18 protein-coding genes are annotated in these 13,950 nt (G+C 70.4%); 8 read left to right on the top strand and 10 right to left on the bottom strand.

All coding sequences use genetic code 11. The features are described from left to right. Positions 1-25: 25 nt before the first annotated feature. Together O7628_RS14250 and O7628_RS14245 are read left to right on the top strand one after the other, a co-directional pair. Positions 26-520, top strand: a complete 495-nt coding sequence (locus O7628_RS14250; RefSeq protein ID WP_278136310.1) for an RloB family protein — start codon at positions 26-28, stop codon at positions 518-520. Then, positions 517-954 carry a hypothetical protein gene (locus O7628_RS14245; RefSeq protein ID WP_278130994.1) on the top strand — a complete coding sequence of 146 codons (438 nt, stop codon included), beginning with the start codon at positions 517-519 and terminating at the stop codon, positions 952-954. The genes O7628_RS14250 and O7628_RS14245 overlap by 4 nt, the downstream gene beginning before the upstream one ends. A gap of 67 nt (positions 955-1,021) precedes the next feature. Here the strand turns inward: O7628_RS14245 and O7628_RS14240 are convergent, their stop codons facing one another. Together O7628_RS14240 and O7628_RS14235 are read right to left on the bottom strand one after the other, a co-directional pair. Next, positions 1,022-1,216 (bottom strand): DUF397 domain-containing protein, encoded by a 195-nt coding sequence (locus O7628_RS14240; RefSeq protein ID WP_278130993.1) that lies wholly within the window; start codon positions 1,214-1,216, stop codon positions 1,022-1,024. After that, a complete protein-coding gene (locus O7628_RS14235) occupies positions 1,203-2,051 on the bottom strand; it encodes a helix-turn-helix transcriptional regulator (protein WP_278136309.1) in 849 nt (282 codons plus the stop codon). The genes O7628_RS14240 and O7628_RS14235 overlap by 14 nt, the downstream gene beginning before the upstream one ends. A gap of 221 nt (positions 2,052-2,272) precedes the next feature. On the opposite strand from O7628_RS14235, the gene O7628_RS14230 reads away from it, so the two are divergent. From O7628_RS14230 to O7628_RS14215, 4 genes are all read left to right on the top strand, one after another. Continuing rightward, positions 2,273-2,566, top strand: coding sequence for a hypothetical protein (locus tag O7628_RS14230; protein WP_278130991.1), 294 nt, complete (start codon positions 2,273-2,275; stop codon positions 2,564-2,566). A gap of 347 nt (positions 2,567-2,913) precedes the next feature. Beyond that, complete coding sequence (locus tag O7628_RS14225; RefSeq protein ID WP_278130990.1) at positions 2,914-4,041, top strand: Fic family protein; 1,128 nt, start codon at positions 2,914-2,916, stop codon at positions 4,039-4,041. A 144-nt stretch (positions 4,042-4,185) separates the two neighbouring features. Further along, the gene (locus O7628_RS14220; protein ID WP_278130988.1) at positions 4,186-4,578 is read left to right on the top strand and encodes a hypothetical protein; all 393 of its coding nucleotides are present in this window, start codon (positions 4,186-4,188) and stop codon (positions 4,576-4,578) included. Between the two features lie 39 nt (positions 4,579-4,617). Beyond that, on the top strand, positions 4,618-5,100 hold the full coding sequence (locus tag O7628_RS14215; protein WP_278130986.1) for a hypothetical protein: 483 nt from the start codon (positions 4,618-4,620) through the stop codon (positions 5,098-5,100). Between the two features lie 268 nt (positions 5,101-5,368). Here the strand turns inward: O7628_RS14215 and O7628_RS14210 are convergent, their stop codons facing one another. The 7 genes from O7628_RS14210 to paaA form a co-directional block, all read right to left on the bottom strand. Next, positions 5,369-6,019: a hypothetical protein gene (locus O7628_RS14210; RefSeq protein ID WP_278130984.1), complete on the bottom strand. Its 651-nt coding sequence runs from the start codon at positions 6,017-6,019 to the stop codon at positions 5,369-5,371. A 91-nt stretch (positions 6,020-6,110) separates the two neighbouring features. Continuing rightward, positions 6,111-6,803 carry an SDR family NAD(P)-dependent oxidoreductase gene (locus O7628_RS14205; RefSeq protein ID WP_278130982.1) on the bottom strand — a complete coding sequence of 231 codons (693 nt, stop codon included), beginning with the start codon at positions 6,801-6,803 and terminating at the stop codon, positions 6,111-6,113. 62 nt (positions 6,804-6,865) lie between these two features. Continuing rightward, positions 6,866-8,005, bottom strand: coding sequence for a 1,2-phenylacetyl-CoA epoxidase subunit PaaE (gene paaE, locus O7628_RS14200; RefSeq protein WP_278130980.1), 1,140 nt, complete (start codon positions 8,003-8,005; stop codon positions 6,866-6,868). Continuing rightward, the gene (gene paaD, locus O7628_RS14195) at positions 8,002-8,502 is read right to left on the bottom strand and encodes a 1,2-phenylacetyl-CoA epoxidase subunit PaaD (protein ID WP_278130978.1); all 501 of its coding nucleotides are present in this window, start codon (positions 8,500-8,502) and stop codon (positions 8,002-8,004) included. The genes paaE and paaD overlap by 4 nt, the downstream gene beginning before the upstream one ends. After that, a complete protein-coding gene (gene paaC, locus O7628_RS14190) occupies positions 8,496-9,221 on the bottom strand; it encodes a 1,2-phenylacetyl-CoA epoxidase subunit PaaC (protein WP_278130976.1) in 726 nt (241 codons plus the stop codon). The genes paaD and paaC overlap by 7 nt, the downstream gene beginning before the upstream one ends. Further along, positions 9,218-9,511: a 1,2-phenylacetyl-CoA epoxidase subunit PaaB gene (gene paaB, locus O7628_RS14185; RefSeq protein WP_278130974.1), complete on the bottom strand. Its 294-nt coding sequence runs from the start codon at positions 9,509-9,511 to the stop codon at positions 9,218-9,220. The genes paaC and paaB overlap by 4 nt, the downstream gene beginning before the upstream one ends. After that, positions 9,508-10,578: a 1,2-phenylacetyl-CoA epoxidase subunit PaaA gene (gene paaA / locus O7628_RS14180; protein WP_278130972.1), complete on the bottom strand. Its 1,071-nt coding sequence runs from the start codon at positions 10,576-10,578 to the stop codon at positions 9,508-9,510. The genes paaB and paaA overlap by 4 nt, the downstream gene beginning before the upstream one ends. A gap of 374 nt (positions 10,579-10,952) precedes the next feature. Between paaA and O7628_RS14175 the strand changes: the two genes are divergently transcribed. Next, the gene (locus tag O7628_RS14175) at positions 10,953-11,903 is read left to right on the top strand and encodes a hypothetical protein (protein WP_278130971.1); all 951 of its coding nucleotides are present in this window, start codon (positions 10,953-10,955) and stop codon (positions 11,901-11,903) included. After that, positions 11,903-12,895: a hypothetical protein gene (locus O7628_RS14170; RefSeq protein WP_278130970.1), complete on the top strand. Its 993-nt coding sequence runs from the start codon at positions 11,903-11,905 to the stop codon at positions 12,893-12,895. The genes O7628_RS14175 and O7628_RS14170 overlap by 1 nt, the downstream gene beginning before the upstream one ends. Positions 12,896-12,987: 92 nt before the next feature. On the opposite strand, the gene O7628_RS14165 is transcribed toward O7628_RS14170, so the two are convergent. Beyond that, on the bottom strand, positions 12,988-13,839 hold the full coding sequence (locus O7628_RS14165; protein WP_178062961.1) for a menaquinone biosynthesis protein: 852 nt from the start codon (positions 13,837-13,839) through the stop codon (positions 12,988-12,990). Between the last annotated feature and the right edge of the window lie 111 nt (positions 13,840-13,950).

The raw sequence follows: 13,950 nt of genomic DNA, 5'->3' as shown, positions 1-13,950 counted from the left end.
TACGGCGTGAGCTTCGGCCAGCACGATCCGGGTCGAGGTCTTCTCGGGCCGGGGTGAGCCGTACGGCGTGGTCGAGAAGGCCATGGCCGAAGCGGCCCGGGCCGCAGCCAACGGTGACGAGTACGACGAGGTGTGGTGTGTCTTCGACGTGGAAGCTCCCCGCGCGCACTCCCGGCTCGCTCCCGCGCTCGCGTTGGCGGCACGCCACGACATCAGGTGCGCCATCTCGAATCCGTGCTTCGAGGTCTACCTGCTCCTGCACTACGAGGAGCTCACCGCCTACCTGACCACCAGCGAGGCGTCCCGTCGGCTCGAACAGCACCCGTGCGGATACAGCCTGCGAGGCAAGCAGGTGGACTTCGAGGCCCTACGGCCTGGCCGCGCGAAGGCATTCAGCAGGGCGGCCATGCTGGATCGCCTGCACCTGGGGAAGCCGGTGACCGCCCGCAACCCCTCCACCTCCGTCCCAGGCCTGGTGACCGTTCTCATGTCACACACCGGCCTCCACTCCACCAGATGACCGTCGATCAAGAGGAGCGGGCAGTGGCAATGCACAGGATCGAGATCGACGACGAGGTGTACGCCCTGCTGCAACGACACGCGCGACCGTTCGTCGACCGCGAAAACGACGTTCTTCGCAGGTTGTTGCAGCTCGATGCCGGCACCGTGGCGGCAGCTGCCCGGGGTGCCGGCGACCTCGCCGACCTTGTCAAGGCCGGGCTGCTGAAGCCGGGCGACGAACTCGAACACGTGCAGACACGCAAGCGTCTGACTCATCGCGCCGTCGTCACGGCGGACGGGAAGATCAGGCTGCCCGACGGGTCCACCTTTGCCAAGCCATCACCCGCGCTCAAGGCCTGCGTGGGCCACGACATCAACGGCTGGGGGCAGTGGACCCACGTCCGCAGCCGTCGCACCCTCCAGGCGCTCCGCGAAGAGGTGAGGGGTCGATGAGCACGACCTGAGCGTCGCCGCCGGACGGACCTGCCCGAGAGCACAAACCAGGCCCACACGCAGACGGTCAGGCCCGGCCCGGCAGGCCGGCGACGAAGGCGGTCCAGGCCCGCCGGTCGAAGGCCAGCACCGGCCCGGTCGGGTCCTTCGAGTCGCGTACGCCCACCGCCCGCGCCGTCTCCGCCACCTCCACGCAATCACTGTCGGATCCGCTGTGGGACGACTTGCGCCACGTCGTTCCGCGAAGGTCAGGCGTCGTCATCGGAGACTCCCTCTCGCTCGTGCTCCGCCGCGATCCGCGCGACGATGTCCTTCGAATCGGCTGGGCTCAGGGCGACCGCAGCCAAGGCGTCCACCGCCTGGCGGAACACGGCCACCTGATCAGGTTCCTCCAGAAAGATGCCCGAGATCTTGTGCTCCAAGTGCACCACGGATGGATGACGGTGGAAATCGAACAGGACGAACCCGCCATCCAGGCCGGTGTGTCCGCCGCACGCGAGGGGCAACACCTGGAGGCTGAGGTTGGGCCGCTCGGACATCTCGATGAGGTGTCGAAGCTGACGAGTCATCACCTCATGACCGCCGAGCGGCCGGCGCAGCGCGGTCTCGTCGATGATCATGTGCAGCTCCGGCGGCTCGTCCCGAGCGAGGATCGCCTGACGCGCCAGCCGGGCAGCCACGCGGGTCTCCGCCTCCGCCGCATCGACGTTGCAGCCCTTCATCAGGGCGGTGGTGTACTCAGGTAGCTGGAGCAACCCCGGCACCAGCAACGGCTGCCAGCTCACGATCCGCGTCGCCTCGGCTTCGAACAAGTTGAAGGTGCGCGACCAAGCAGTCAGACCCGTCCCGTGAGTCTCCCACCAGCCCTTGTCGCGGGATCGCTCAGCCATCGTCAGCAACCGCTCGCGCTCCTCCCCGACGACGCCGTAGACCGTCAGCAGCGCGGCGACCTCCTCCACCCGAACACCCTGCTGGCCGGTCTCGATCCGGGAGAGCTTCGACGACTGCCAACCAAGTTGGGCAGCCACCGATGCCCCCTTCAGCCGCCTGGCTCGGCGCAGCTGCCGCAACTCGCCACTCAACCCGCGTCCGGCCACCGACGGCACACTCCGCTTCGCCACCGAACCCCTTACCGAGAGCTATTGACACAGAACCCTACGCGAACCATCATAGTCGCAAATTGCGATTCTTAGAAGCAATATGCGATCGATCGCGAAGGAGTCTCGAAGTGGACACTCTCGGCGCAAGGCCCGCCCCGCCCCCTCCCACCTGGCTTCGCCCGTACGATCCGGCGGACTCGCCCGGCCCCATCCCGTCCGTGGTCGAACGCTTCCGCCGCCGACGGCGGGACGAGCCGGAGCCACCCACCGAGGCGGAGCGGGAAGCCGCCCGCTACACGGTGGTGCTGGTGCCGCCCGACGCAGCCGAGGCGCTCGGCGACGACCGGGGCGAGGTCGGCCTGCACCTGTTCTGCGACGACGACTGGGATCACCAGCCGGCACACCTGGACGACGCGGCCAAGATGATCGGGGAGGCTTGTGGCGAGCCGGTCGTCCTCACGGAGCACCACTCCGACCTCACCTACTGGACCGCACACGTACGCAAGGGTTGAAGCCCGCGCCGCGCCTCTCACAAAGAGGAGATCTTGGAAGAATGAGGCCCCTCCGGGGGCCGGAATCTTCCAAGATTCACCCCGACCCCGACCCCGGGTGCGGCGCGGGCCGGCCGCGCCGTCCAGACCTTGGACACTTGCTGTCAGCTCCTCGCAGCAACTGTCCAAGATTCGGAGGGCCACGCCCGGCGTCGGGTCAGGGCGATGATGGGAAAGTCGTACCAGGACAGTTCGAGCAGCGAGCCGGTCGTCCTCACGGAGCACCACCCCGACCTCACCTACTGGACCGCACACGTACGCGAAGGCGCCTGACCACCCGCAGCCTGAAACGCCTCCATGATTCCTGCATGCTGTACGCGACGCCGAGGCTGACCAGCGAGGACCACCGCGTCCTAGCCGAGCTGGAGACAATGCGGGAGGCTCTTCGCTATCAGGCCGCCGAGCCACGCCGGTGGATCAGGCACCTGCGCAGGTCCCTGATCGCCCACGCCATCCAGGGGTCCAACTCGATCGAGGGCTATCAGGTCGGCCTGGACGACGCCGTAGCCGCGGTGACCGGGGAAGACCCGATGGAGACCAGTCCGGGCACCTGGGACCTCATCACCGGATACCGGGACGCCCTCACCTACGTACAGCAACTGGGGCATTCCCGGGAGTTCGCCTGGCATCACATGCTCCTCAACGCCCTGCACTTCATGATGATGCGCAACGAGCTGGCCAAGTGGCCGGGTCGGTACCGCCCCGGTGACATCTACGTCGACGAGGCCCACACGGGCCGACGCGTCTACACGGGGCCCGACGCCGACGAGGTGCCGGGCCTGGTCTCCGAGTTGGTCGACTGGCTCGCCGACGGAGAGCCCGACAGCCCGCTTCTGGTGCGCGCGTCAATGGCGCACCTGAACCTGGTCAAGATCCATCCGTGGCGCGACGGGAACGGGCGCATGTCGCGGTGCCTGCACACCCTGGTCCTGGCCCGCGACGGCGTCCTGGCCCCCGAGTTCTCCTCCATCGAGGAGTGGCTGGGCAACGGGCGGAACACCTACGCCTACTACGACGTGCTGGCCGAGGTGGGTGGTCCGAGCTGGCAGCCGGCCAACGACACCGGGCCGTGGATCAGGTTCTGCCTGAGCGCCCACCACCAGCAGGCGCAGTTGGTCCGGCAGCGCCTCGACCAGGCCGCCCGTCTGTGGGAACTGCTCGACGACCGGGCCCGTCAGGGCGGGCTCCCCGAGCGCGTGGTCAGCGCTCTGCAACTCGCGGCGACCGGCGGTCGGGTCCGCCGCACCGTCTACCAGCGCGACGAGGCCCTTACCGACGACCAGGCAGTTCGTGACCTTCGCGCCCTGCTGAGGGCGGGGTTCCTTCAGCAGCACGGTCAGACGCGCGGCAGGCACTACGTCGCGTCGGCCACGCTGCGCGAACTCGCCGCCCCCGCGCTCCGACCCCAAGGGATTACCGACCCATACCGGCGCTGACGGTCTTCGACCACCCGGCCAAGGTCGCGGTATGCACCGGACATTGGAACTATATTCACATTACCAGAATACGACATCCTTCATAACTTGACATGTTGTTGGCAGCTCGCCAACATAATGCGGTGCGCCGATGGGGGAGGAAGCATGAGCGAGGACATCGCTTCGGGCATTGCTGCCCGATGCCGGGCCAACGGCGGACTAACGGAGGCCACCCTCGGCGAGTTACGGGACGAACTTGGCTACCGAAAGCTCGGCCGTTGGGTACTGGCGGAAATCGCCGAGACGCTCAGGACGACCGGTTTCGGCTTCTTCCCGCCAGACCGGCTCAGAGCAGAGCTGAATACCGAGCCACGTCAGTGGCAGACGGTTTGGATCTACGACCGCGATGGGGGACCACGGGCACGAATGATCGATGCCGTGCTTCAGCCTGACGACTGCGACGTTCGAGGAGAACTTGAAGCCCTCGGCACCGATAACCTGGCGGGGCTGACCCCTCGGCAAAAGCTGGAAAGGATCCGAGACATCGTCAACGCCTGAACCGAGCCTGTCGGCCCACGCAGGGAAAGGCCTGGCCCGGTGAACAGGCACATCTTTGTAGATGAGACGAAGGAGCGGGGCCTCCTCGTTGTCGCCGTCGCCGTGCTCCCGTCGGACCTGACCGCTGCCCGCCGGACGATTCGCAGCCTCATACTGCCCGGACAGCGACGAATCCACTTCCACAAAGAACGAGACGACAGGCGACGGCAGATCATCGACGCCATCGACACGCTCTCCGCCCAAGTTGTCATGTTCGACGCCAAGCGTCACACCAATGCCAGGGCAGCTCGCGAAGCCTGCCTAGTCGAACTTGTGGAACATTCCGCGAAGATCAACGCTGCCCGCCTCATTCTGGAACGAGACGATTCGACCTTCTTGGCCGATCAGCGCCTACTCTTCGAGCAGGTCAGAAGGGCGGGCATATCGGACACGTTCCGCTACGAACAGATGCGAGCGCATGAAGAATGCCTGCTCGCCGTTCCCGATGCGCTGGCTTGGTGCTGGGCCAAAGGCGGACGATAGAGAAGTTCCATCCGGCACATGATCAGTGAGTTGCGGCAGGTCTGACAAGCTTAGGAAGCGCGAAACCCGGCCCACCCACCGTCCGGAAGGCTGCCGGGTCCACTTCCAGAGGCTACTGCCCCTGGCAGACACAGCTTACCTTCAGCCAAAGCTCCCGGACAAGGAAACTGGGTCAGGCACCGCAGTCGATCGTGAAGGTATCAGTGGCCGGGTGCAGCAACCGTCCAGGATTCGGAGAGCCGTGCCCGCCCCGGTGCCGGGTGGCGCGTCAGCGGAGGGTGAGGTCGGTGGCGGGGAAGTCGTACCAGGACAGGTCGAGCGACGAGCCGGCCTGCGGCGCGACCGGGAACACGGCCCAACTGGCCAGGTCACGGCCGGGCGCGAGCTCGATCGACTCGCCGGGCCGGGTGGAGCAGTAGGTGCTCTCCGGGCGCACGGTCCGGCCGTCGGCCAGGGTGAGCAGCACCAACTCGCGGTCCTCGTCGACGGGCGAGCACTCCAGCGCCCAGGGGGCCGTCGCCGAGCCGTTGCGGTAGCGGACGTTCAGCCGCAGCTTGCTCCCGGTCACCTCGGCGCTGACCAGGGTGACCGTCATCGACGACTGGTTGTAGAAGGTCCGGTCGAGGCGGTACGTCCGCGTCCCCCCACCCGACGAACCCGATGAGCCCGAGGAGTCGGAGGAATCGGGCGAGGCCGTGGTGGCGCCGGACGACGGGCGCGCCGGCTGGGCCGGGGCGGCTCCCCCGTCGGCTTCGGGTCCGCCCGTCTGCCGGCCCGCGTCCATGGTGCTGCCGGCGTCCACGGTGCGGTCCGTCGTCGCGCTGTCGCCCCGGGTGGCCAGGTAGGTGCCGCCGACCGCTCCGACGACCGCCACGACAGCCAGTACGACGACCAACGTGCCGACGTGCCTCTTCTCCATCATCGCTCCCAGTCCGACCGACGCTGCTGGCGTGACCGTAACAAAGCCTGGCCAGCCGCCGTCGCGGCCGACTTCACCGCTGCGGCCGATCTCACCGGCGCGCCCGCACGTTCAACACCACCCCGCCGGTACGCGCCAGCGCCGCCATCCGTCGCGGCCGTGAGACGACCGCCGCGCGGGTACGCAGGCAGTCCAGCACCACGTCGGCGGCCTGGTCCACCGACAGCATCATCGGCTTGACCCGCGCCTTGGCCATCTTGGTGTCGACGAAACCGAACCGGACGACGCTGACCCGCACCCCATGGGACCGCAGGGCCCCGCCCAGCCCCAGCAGGTACGACGACAGCCCGGCCTTGCCGGCGGCGTAGCCGGGCGCCTCGGCCGAGGGTGCCACGTCGGCGAGGCTCGACAGGCCGACCACGTGCCCCGCCCCGGCGCGGGCCATGGCCGGCACCACCACCTCCACGGTGCGCGCGGCGCCGACGAGGTTGACCTCCAGCGCCCTGGTCTGCGCGGCCAGGCCGTCCACGTCGAAGAAGTCACCGATCCCGGCGGCGTAGATGCAGACCTCGACCCCGCCGAGGGTGTCCAGCGCCCCGGCGAGCACCTCGCGGTAGCCGGCATCGGTGACGTCGGTGCGGTGGTGGGCGTAGCCGTTGCCCGTCAACGGGCTGCTGCTGCGCGACAGGCCCGCCACCGTCCAGCCGTCGGCCAGCAGCCGACGGGTGACCGCCAGCCCGATGCCGTCACTGTTACCGACCACGATGGCCCGTCGCTTGTCCACGCCGCCTGTCATACCAGCACGGCGGTCACTCCACGAAGCCGCCAGCGGCCCCGCCGCGCCGGCTACGCGTCGTAGTCGACGGTGAGGGTGTCGCTGGTGGGGGTGGACTGGCAGGTCAGCACGTACCCGGCGGCGACCTCGTCCGGCTCCAGGGCGTAGTTGCGGGCCATTGTCACCGCGCCCGAGACCACCTTCGCCCGGCAGGTCGAGCAGACCCCGCCCTTGCACGCGTACGGCAGCTCGCCGCGCACCCGCAGCGCCGCGTCGAGGACCCGTTCCTCGCGGCCCATCGGGAAGGTCGACGCCCGGCCGTCCAGCACGATCGTCACCTCGGCGTCCCCGGTCGGCCCGGCGGGGCGGCGCTGCGTCGGCGCGGGCGTCTCGGCGACGTGGAACAGCTCCGCGTGCACCGCCGACTCCGGCAGGCCCCGCGCGGCGAGCACCGCCTTCGCGTCGACCACCATGCCGTACGGGCCGCAGAGGAACCACTCCTCGATCGCGTCGCCCGGCACGATCGTGTCCAGCAGGCGGCCCAGCCGGTCGGCGTCGATCCGCCCCGACAGCAGCGGCGACTCGCCGGGCTCCCGGGACAGCACGTGCACCAGGTGCAGCCGCGTCGGGTAGCGGTCCTTCAGGTCGGCCAGCTCCTCGGCGAACATCACGGAGTTGGCCGTGCGGTTGCCGTACACCAGGGTGAAGGTGCTGGCCGGCTCGACGGCCAGGGCCGTGGCGACCAGCGCGAGCACCGGGGTGATGCCGGAGCCGGCGGCGACCGCGCCGTAGCGGCGGGTCCGGCCCGGGTCGAACGCCGTGGTGAAGTGCCCGAGCGGCGGCAGCACCTCGACGGTGTCGCCGTGCCGCAGCACCGAGCAGGCGTAGGCCGAGAACGCGCCGCCGGGGACCTCCCGCACCCCGATCCGCAGCCGACCGTGCCGGGCCAGGTCGTCGGGCGTCGAGCAGATCGAGTACGACCGCCGCACGTCCGCCCCGCCGGCCGCGCCGGAGCCGGTAGCGCCCGGGGCGCTGGCGGGCAGGCGCACGGTGAGGTGCTGGCCGGCGGTGAACGTGAAGAGCGCCCGCAGCTCCTCCGGCACGGCGAAGGTGATCGCCACGGCGTCGGCGGTGAGCCGGTCGACGGCGGCGACGGGCAGCGGGTGGAAGGCCGGCCGGCGGCGGGCCGGGCGGGTGATCGTGACAGTCACAGCGCCTTCAGGTGGTCGAAGGGTTCGCGGCAGGCGCGGCAGCGCCACAGGGCCTTGCAGGCCGTGGAGCCGAACCGGCTGACCTGCTCGGTCTCCGCCGAGCCGCAGAGCGGGCAGCGGACGGCGAGGGTCAGCGGCACGACCGTGCCGGCCCCGGCGGCCGGGGCGGCCCCGCCCGGGGTCGCGGGCGGCGGGGCGATGCCGGCGGCGGCCAGCTTGGCCCGGCCCGCGGCGGAGATCCAGTCGGTGCTCCACGCCGGGCTGTAGACCGTGCGGACGTCGGCGTCGGGGTGCCCGGCGGCGGCCAGCGCCCGCCGGATGTCGGCCCGGATCACGTCCATCGCCGGGCAGCCGGTGTAGGTGGGGGTGATGGTCACGGTGACCCGGCCGGTGGCCGGGTCCTTCTCGACCGCCCGCAGGATGCCCAGCTCGTCGATGGTGATCACCCGGATCTCCGGGTCCACCACCGCCGCCACGGCGTCCCTCGGGTCTACCACGTCGCCCCCGGGTGGGCGCGGTGCAGCACCTGCATCTCCGCCAGGAGGTAGGACAGGTGCTCGGTGTGCACGCCGTCCCGCCCGCCGGCCGGGGCCCAGCCGTCCGCCGGCCGGGTCAGGGTCGCCTCGGCCAGCACCGGCCCGACGTACGCGTCGAAGTCGCCGCGCAGGCCGGCCGGGTCGACCGGGGCGCCCGGCCACGGCGCGAACAGCTCGTGCGCGTACGGCCAGACGTGGTCGACGGCGGCCTGCATGCGGCGGTGCGACTCGGCGGTGCCGTCGCCGAGCCGGCGCACCCACAGCGCGGCGTGGTCCCGGTGGTAGGCGGACTCCTTGCGCGCCTTCGCCCCGATCGCGGCGAGCCGCTCGTCGGCGCACCCGGCCAGCGCGGAATAGAGCGGGAGCTGGTAGGCGGACAGGAACAGCAGCTTTGCCATGGTCACCGCGAAGTCGCCGTTGGGCAGCTCGACCAGCAGGCAGTTGCGGAACTCCCGGTCGTCGCGCAGGTATGCCAGCGCGTCCTCGTCGCGGCCCGCCCCCTCCAGCTCGCCCGCGTAGGTGAGCAGGAGCCGGGCCGCCCCGAGCTGGTCGAGGGCGATGTTGGCCAGCGCGACGTCCTCCTCCATCTCCGGGGCGCGGCTGGTCCACTCGCCGAGGCGCTGCGCGGCGACCAGCGCGTCGTCGCCGAGGGCGAGGGCGAAGTCGAAGGGCTGCCTCACAGGTGGGCCACCCCGTCCGGCACCTCGTAGAAGGTGGGGTGGCGGTAGACCTTGTCGGCCGCCGGGTCGAAGAAGGCGTCCTTCTCGTCGGGGCTGGACGCGGTGATCGCGGCGGCCGGCACCACCCAGATCGACACCCCCTCCTGGCGGCGGGTGTAGAGGTCCCGGGCGTTGCGCAGGGCCAGCTCGGCGTCGGGGGCGTGCAGGCTGCCGACGTGGGTGTGCGCCAGGCCGCGCCGGGCCCGCACGAAGACCTCCCACAGCGGGTTCGGGCTGTCGATGCCGCTCATGCCGCCACCACCTCTCTCGCGGCCGACCGCTTCGCGGCGTACGCGGCGGCGGCCTCGCGGACCCACGCGCCCTCGGCGTGGGCGCGGCGGCGGTGCTCCATCCGCTCCCGGTTGCACGGGCCCTCGCCGGAGATCACCCGCATCAGCTCGGCGTAGTCCGGCTCGGTGAAGTCGTAGGCCTGGCGCTGCTCGTTCCAGCGCAGGTCGGGGTCGGGCAGGGTGAGGCCGAGGATCTTTGCCTGCTGCACGCACATGTCGACGAAGCGCTGGCGCAGCTCGTCGTTGGAGAACCGCTTGATCTTCCACGCCATCGACCGGGCGGAGTGGGTGGAGTCGCCGTCGGGCGGGCCGAACATGGCCAGCGACGGATACCACCAGCGGTCCACCGCGTCCTGGGCCATGGCCTTCTGCTCCGGGGTGCCGTGGGCGAGGGTGTGCAGGATCTCGTAGCCCTGGCGCTGGTGGAACGACTCCTCCTTGCAGACCCGGATCATGGCCCGCGCGTACGGGCCGTAGGAGCAGCGGCACAGCGGCACCTGGTTGACGATCGCCGCGCCGTCGACCAGCCAGCCGATCACCCCCACGTCGGCCCAGCTCAGGGTCGGGTAGTTGAAGATCGAGCTGTATTTCTGCCGCCCGTCGAGCAGGAGCTGCACCAGCTCGTCCCGACTGACGCCGAGGGTCTCGGCGGCGGCGTACAGGTAGAGGCCGTGCCCGGCCTCGTCCTGGACCTTGGCCAGCAGGATGGCCTTGCGCTTGAGCGAGGGGGCGCGGCTGATCCAGTTGCCCTCCGGCTGCATCCCGATGATCTCGGAGTGCGCGTGCTGGGCGATCTGTCGGATCAACGTCTTCCGGTACGCCTCGGGCATCCAGTCACGGGGCTCGATCTTCTGGTCGGCGTCGATGACGTCGGCGAAGTATGCCTCCAGGTCGGCGTCGGGGCCGGGGGCGTCGCCGCCCCGCTGCCGGGCCGCCGCCTCGCGCAGCGCCGCCTCCGCCGCCGCCACCTCGCCGAGCAGGCCACCGCCGGGCGCGTCCTCCGGGGCGGAGAAGTCGTTGCCATACATGACCACAAGTGTTACAGCTCGCACCCGTCGACACCAGAGGGTGTCACAGGTTTCCAAACACACCTTCCGTCACGGGTCGACCCCTTTTCGTATTGACCCAGGCCAGCGCGCAGGTATGACATGGGTCACTAAGCAGAGATGAATCCCCCCAAGACCGGCATAACAGGTCACAATCCCGCCTTCATAGCGACTTGACAGGCGTCGGTTCCTGGCGTGTCGGCCATCCGGACGTAGACTTTCCCGGTCACACCGACCGGCTGCGACGACCGCCGGCGTGTGACGCGGGCCACTCCCCCGGCCCCCAGCGATCAGGACGAACCAGTTCGGAAAGCAGTCGGTCCCCCCGGCCCCTGACATCTGGAGCTCACCCACTCATGCGACCTCGCGTGGCCCTGGTGCTCGCCGTCGTGGCGATCCTCGTCGGCAGCGCCATGCTGGTGCCCGCCGCGTACGCCAAGCTCTCCGGCGACGACGACGGATCCGGCGGGGGCGAAGCGGAAGCCGTGGCGGCCCCCGAGCCGACCGCCCCGCCGCCGCCGACCCTGGCCGCCGGCCCCGTCTCGGTGAACTTCACCGGCGAGTTCTTCTCCTGGGCCCTGATGGACCGCGAGAGCGGCAGCATCTCCGGCTCGAAGAACCTGACCAGGACCAGCTCGACCGAGTCGATGATCAAAGCATGGTTCGCGGCCGACTACCTGCGGCAGCTCGGCGGCAGGGAGCTGACGGCCACGCTGAAGAAGACGATCAGCGCCGCCATCCGGGACAGCGACGACGATGCCGCCAACTTGTTGTACAAAGTTGCCGGCCGGGAAGACTCGATCGAACGGATGATCAAGATCTGCCGGCTGACCGACACCGGACCCGGCAACGTGCGCCCGTACATCGGGTGGTGGAGCTTCACCCAGATGTCCCCCCGCGACGCCGTCCGGCTCGGCGACTGCATCGGCGACGGCAAGGCCGCCGGCGCGAAGTGGACGCCCTACCTGCTGGACGAGATGAGTAAGGTGCGGGGCAGCGTCAAGGATCAGCGGCAGCGCTCCGGCGGCGGCAAGTGGGGCATCGTCGACGGCCTGCCCGCCGAGATCAAGGCCCAGGGGCCGGTCAGCATCAAGAACGGCTGGACACCGTTGAACTACGACGGCAACTGGCACGTGAACTGTCTTGCGGTCACCGAGAAGTGGAGCCTCGCCGTCATGTTGCGCTACCCGCAGAAGTTGGGGCTGTCGTACGGTGCGAAGGTCTGCGCCAGCGTCACCACCCAGCTGGTCACCCCCCAGCCCGGCGCCGCCCTGAAGGTGCCGCAGCAGCCGATCGGCAAGCTCTGATGGCGGGCAGCCGCCGCCGGGCCGGCGGTGGAGACCCGGCGCGGGAGGGCTCGGCGCGCAAGGGCCCGGCGCGGGGCGAGGCGTCGCCGCTGCGGCTGATCGCGGTCGCGGCCGTCCTGATCGGGCTCGTGCTGGTGTCGCTGCGGCTGCTGCCCGGCTCGCCGATGGCGTCGACCGCCGCCGCGCAGTGGGGCGACGCGTCCGCGCCCGTCGACCGCGCCGCCGACACGGCCTCGGACCGTAAGTCGCGTCCCACCGCCTCGCCCAGCCCCTCGCCGACGCTTGAGCCGCTGCCGTTCGCCGACAAGCAGATCGACCTCGACATCGAGGGCTGGTACGCCTGGAGCGTCCTGGACACCCGCACCGGCGAGATCATCGGCTCGAAGAACATGGACGAGACCAGCACCACCGCGTCGCTGATCAAGTCCTGGATCGTCGCCGACTACCTGCGACGCACCGACGAGGCGGGGCAGAAGCCCAGCGACGCCAAGCTCGCCGACGCCAGCCTGATCATCCGCGACAGTGACAACACCCGCGCCGAGCAGTTCTACAACTCCGTGGGCCGGTCCGCGTCGATCAAGCGGATGATCTCCATCTGCAAGACCACCGACAGCAGCGTCGCCGCCGACGGCGGCTGGAGCCGGACGAACCTCTCGCCCCGGGACACGGCGCGCCTCGGCGCCTGCATCAAGGACGGGCGGGCGGCCGGGCCGGAGTGGACCAAGTGGCTGATCAACGAGATGCGGCTGGTGCGCGGCTCCGGTGACTTCGGCATCCGCAAGGCGTTCCCGGCGGCCGAGCGGAAGAAGATCGCCATCAAGAACGGCTGGATCGACCGGACCCGCGAGCAGGAGATGCACATCAACTGCCTGGCCATCGGCGACAACTGGACGATGGGCGTGATGGTCCGCTACCCGATCAACATGGGCTACGAGTACGGCATGAAGAACTGCCAGAAGATCACCGAGGCGGTGCTGCGCTCCGGCACCTGACGCGTGCCCCGCGACCGTCTCCTCCCGGCGGCGGTCGCGGCGTGCACCGGACCGGGCGGCGGTCGGTCCCGGCGGACGCCGGGTCGGCTGCCTCAGCCGGCGAAGAACCGGGGGCCGTCCGCCGGCAGCGGCGGGGCCTCGCCGATCTCGGCGGCCCGGCGGGCGAACTCGCGCAGCCCGGCCACCTGCCGCTCGCCGAGCGAGAAGTCCAGCGCCCGGAAGTACGTGGCCAGGGTGGCGGCGTCGAACGACTCCCACCGGGCGGCGGCCTCGGCGACCTGGTCCAGCTCGGCCAGACACAGGTCGCGGGAGCGCAGGAACGCCTCGTGCACCTCCTTGACCAGGCCGGGGTGGGCGGCGGCGAACTCCCGGCGCACCGCCCAGACGGCGAAGACCATCGGCAGCCCCGTCCAGTCCCGCCAGGCCTGCCCGAGGTCGGTGACCTCCAGCCCCCGCTGCGGGGCCTCGTACAGCGCCCGCAGCGCCACGTCGCCGATCAGCACCCCGGCGTCCGCCTCCAGCAGCATCTGCGTCAGGTCGGGCGGGCAGCGGAAGTAGTCGGGGTGGACGCCGTACCGCTCGCCGAGCAGCAGCCGGGCGAGCAGGACGCCGGTGCGCGACGTCGAGCCGAGGGCCACCCGGCCGCCGCCCAGCTCGGCGAGGGGCCTGGTGGACACCATGTTGACCGAGAGCACCGGGCCGTCACTGCCGACCGCCAGGTCGGGCAGGAGCAGCAGCTCGTCGGCGTGGCGCAGGTATTCGACGTGCGAGATCGGCCCGATGTCCAGGTCACCGGCGACCAGCGCGGCGCTCAGCCGGTCCGGCGAGTCCTTGTGCAGGTCGACGTCGATCAGCGCGCCGGAACGCATCAGGCCCCAGTAGATCGGCAGGCAGTTCAGGAACTGGATGTGTCCGACCCGGGGACGGGCGATGCGGTCAGCCATGCTGCGACCGTATCCCCGCCCTGCCGGCCGGGCTCAGCGGGTGGGCCGCGGAGTGGCCAATCCCGCACGGCGTCGCGCCCGTCGCCCCTCCCGTCGACCATGGCGGCCCGC

Source organism: Micromonospora sp. WMMD956 (assembly GCF_029626125.1).
In the GTDB taxonomy this organism is placed as follows: domain Bacteria; phylum Actinomycetota; class Actinomycetes; order Mycobacteriales; family Micromonosporaceae; genus Micromonospora; species Micromonospora carbonacea.
This window is presented reverse-complemented; position numbering and strand designations above follow the sequence as displayed.